Origin of the sequence: Streptomyces himastatinicus ATCC 53653, assembly GCF_000158915.1 — a bacterium.
Lineage (GTDB): Bacteria > Actinomycetota > Actinomycetes > Streptomycetales > Streptomycetaceae > Streptomyces > Streptomyces himastatinicus.
This window is the reverse complement of sequence record NZ_GG657754.1, coordinates 3,661,576-3,664,651: the sequence shown is the minus strand read 5'-3', so window position 1 is coordinate 3,664,651 and position 3,076 is coordinate 3,661,576. Positions and strand designations below refer to the sequence as shown.

Here is a 3,076-nt window from a genome sequence, read left to right as displayed (position 1 = left end):
TGGTCGGCGGGTGCGGTGGAGCTGCTGTAGCCAGGCGCGGGAGTGGCCGGAGGCGGAGGGCCGTCCGCGGCGTGCGGGTGTGTCGTCGTTCGGGGTGAGCGGGACCAACGCGCACGTGATCCTGGAGCAGGCGCCCGAGCCGGAGCCGGATGAGGCGGCTGGTGTGGTGCCGGTGGCGGTGCCGTGGGTGTTCTCCGGCCGTGGTGTTGGGGCGTTGCGCGAGCAGGCGGCGCGGTTGCTGTCCCGGGTGGAGGGCGAGGCCGGGCTGTCGCCGGTGGATGTGGGGTGGTCGCTGGCGTCCGGGCGGGCGGTGTTCGAGAGCCGTGCGGTGGTGAGCGCCGGATCGCGTGAGCAGCTGGTCGCTGGGCTGGGCGCCGTGGCGCGGGGCGAGGAGGCTCCTGGGCTGGTCACGGGGATGGCCGCGGGGGCTGGTGGCCGGGTGGTGTTCGTGTTCCCGGGTCAGGGTTCGCAGTGGGTGGGCATGGCGGTGGAGTTGCTGGATGCTTCGCCGGTGTTCGCGGAGCGGATGGCGGAGTGTGCGGCGGCGCTGTCCGGGTTCGTGGACTGGGGTCTGCTGGATGTGGTGCGGCGGGTGCCGGGTGCTCCGTCGTTGGAGCGGGTTGATGTGGTGCAGCCGGTGTCGTGGGCGGTGATGGTGTCCCTCGCGGCGCTGTGGCGTTCGTACGGCATCGAGCCCGCCGCCGTGGTGGGCCATTCGCAGGGTGAGATTGCTGCCGCCTGCGTCTCTGGTGCGCTGTCGTTGGAGGACGGTGCGCGGGTGGTGGCGTTGCGGTCGCAGGCCATCGCCGGTGGTCTGGCTGGTCGTGGCGGGATGGCTTCCGTTGCGTTGCCGTTGGCCGAGGTTGAGGCCCGGCTGACCCGGTGGGCGGGTCGGTTGGAGGTGGCCGCGCTCAACGGCCCGACCTCGGTCGTCGTCGCCGGTGAGCCCGAGGCGCTGGACGAGCTGATGGCCGAGTGCGAGGCCGCGGAGGTCCGTATCCGCCGTATCGCGGTGGACTACGCCTCGCACACCTCACACGTCGAGCTGATCGAAGAAGAGCTGCACCGGGTGCTGGCGTCCGTGCGACCGCAGACCAGCAAGGTGCCGTTCTTCTCGACGGTGTCGGGGGAGTGGCTGGACACGGCTGGGCTGGATGCCTCGTACTGGTACCGGAATCTGCGGCAGACCGTGCGCTTCCAGTCCGCCGTCGAGATGCTGACCGAGCAGGGGCACGGCACGTTCGTCGAGGTCAGCTCGCACCCCGTCCTGACCGCGAGCGTGCAGGACATCGCCGACGCGGCCGTGGTCACCGGCACGCTGCGCCGGGACGACGGTGGCCTGGATCGCTTCCTGACCTCGCTCGCCGAGCTGTGGGTCCAGGGCGTGGACGTCGACTGGACGCGGGCCTTCGAGGACACGGGCGCGTCCGTCGTGGATCTGCCGACGTACGCCTTCCAGCGGCGCCGCTACTGGATGGAGCCCGCCGTCGACGCGTTGGGTGCGTTGCCGGGTCTCGGGCTGGCGGCGGCCGAGCATCCGCTGCTGGGGGCCGCGGTGGAACTGCCGGACGCGGCGGGGCTGGTCTTCACCGGGCGGCTGTCGCTGCGTACGCATCCCTGGCTGGCCGACCACGCCGTGGGCGGCGTGGTGCTGCTGCCGGGCACGGGGTTCGTGGAGCTGGCGGTACGGGCCGGTGACGAGGTCGGCTGCGATGTGGTCGAGGAACTGACCCTCCAGAGCCCGCTGACCCTCCCCGAGGGCAAGGGTGTCCAACTGCGGGTCACCGTGGCCGAGCCCGATGAGGCCGGCCGTCGGACCTTCAGCGTGCACTCCCGCGCGGAGGACACGTCGCTGGACGAGGCGTGGGCCTGCCATGCCATGGGTGTGCTGGGGACGGGCAGTGTGCGGCCGGTGGCCGATGAGCTGGCGGTGTGGCCGCCGGCGGGTGCGGTGCCGGTGGCTTCGGGGGAGATGTACGCCGACCTCGATGCCGCCGGTTATGGCTACGGGCCGGTGTTCCAGGGTGTGCGGGCTGTGTGGCGGCGTGGGGATGAGGTGTTCGCCGAGGTCGCGTTGGACGAGGGGCAGCAGGAGGAAGCGGCGCGCTTCGGGGTGCATCCGGCCTTGCTGGACGCGGCCTTGCATGGCGTGAAGTTCGGTGACTTCTTCTCGGATGACCGGGCGCGGTTGCCGTTTGAGTGGCGTGGTGTGTCGTTGTACGCGGCCGGTGCCGGTGTGCTGCGGGTGCGGCTGGCACCGGCCGGTGCGGACGCGGTGTCGGTGACAGCTGCGGATGGTGCTGGTCGGCCGGTCGCGGCGGTCGAGTCCCTGGCGATGCGCGAGGTGGATGTCGAGCAGCTGGCGGGCGCGGTGAGTGGCGGGCCGCGGGATGCGCTGTTCCGCGTCGAGTGGACTGCGGTGCCGTCGGGCGAGATGGCGTCTGGCGATGTGGTCGTGGTGGGTTCGGTGGAGGGTGCTGCGTACGCCGATCTGGAGGCACTGAGCGCGGCTGTCGGGGCCGGAGCTTCGGTGCCGGATGTGGTGCTGGTTCCGTTCGCGGCGTCGGCTGCCGGTGACACGGTGTGGGCTGCGCATGAGGCGGTTGGGCGTGCTCTGGGGCTCGTGCAGGGGTGGTTGGCGGATGAGCGGTTCGCCGGGGCGCGGCTGGCGGTGGTGACGTCGGGCGCGGTGGCCGTCGAGGCCGGGGAGACGGTGCGGGATCTGGCGGCGGCCGCGGTGTGGGGGCTGCTGCGGTCGGCACAGACGGAGAACCCGGGCCGATTCCTGCTGGTGGACACCGACGACGACAGCACCCGTGTGCCCGGTGAGCTGCTGGCGTCGGACCTGCCGCAGCTGGCCGTACGCGACGGGGTCGTCCGTACGCCGAAGCTCGTACGGGCCGCGGCAGCGCCTCAGTCGACTGCGCCGTGGCACGGGGACGGAACGGTGCTGGTCACCGGGGCCACGGGGGTGCTGGGCGGTCTGGTGGCGCGGCTTCTGGTGGTCGAGCACGGTGTGCGGCGTCTGCTGCTGGTGTGCCTTCGTGGCCCGGATGCCGAGGGTGCGGCGGAGTTG

1 protein-coding gene is annotated in these 3,076 nt (G+C 72.3%); it reads left to right on the top strand.

Annotation, left to right across the window (positions count from 1 at the left end; all coding sequences use genetic code 11):
* Nucleotides 1–10: 10 nt before the first annotated feature.
* Nucleotides 11–3,076, top strand: a 3,066-nt coding sequence (locus SSOG_RS14850) for an acyltransferase domain-containing protein (protein ID WP_342634416.1), incomplete at its 3' end; no start/stop codon positions are given.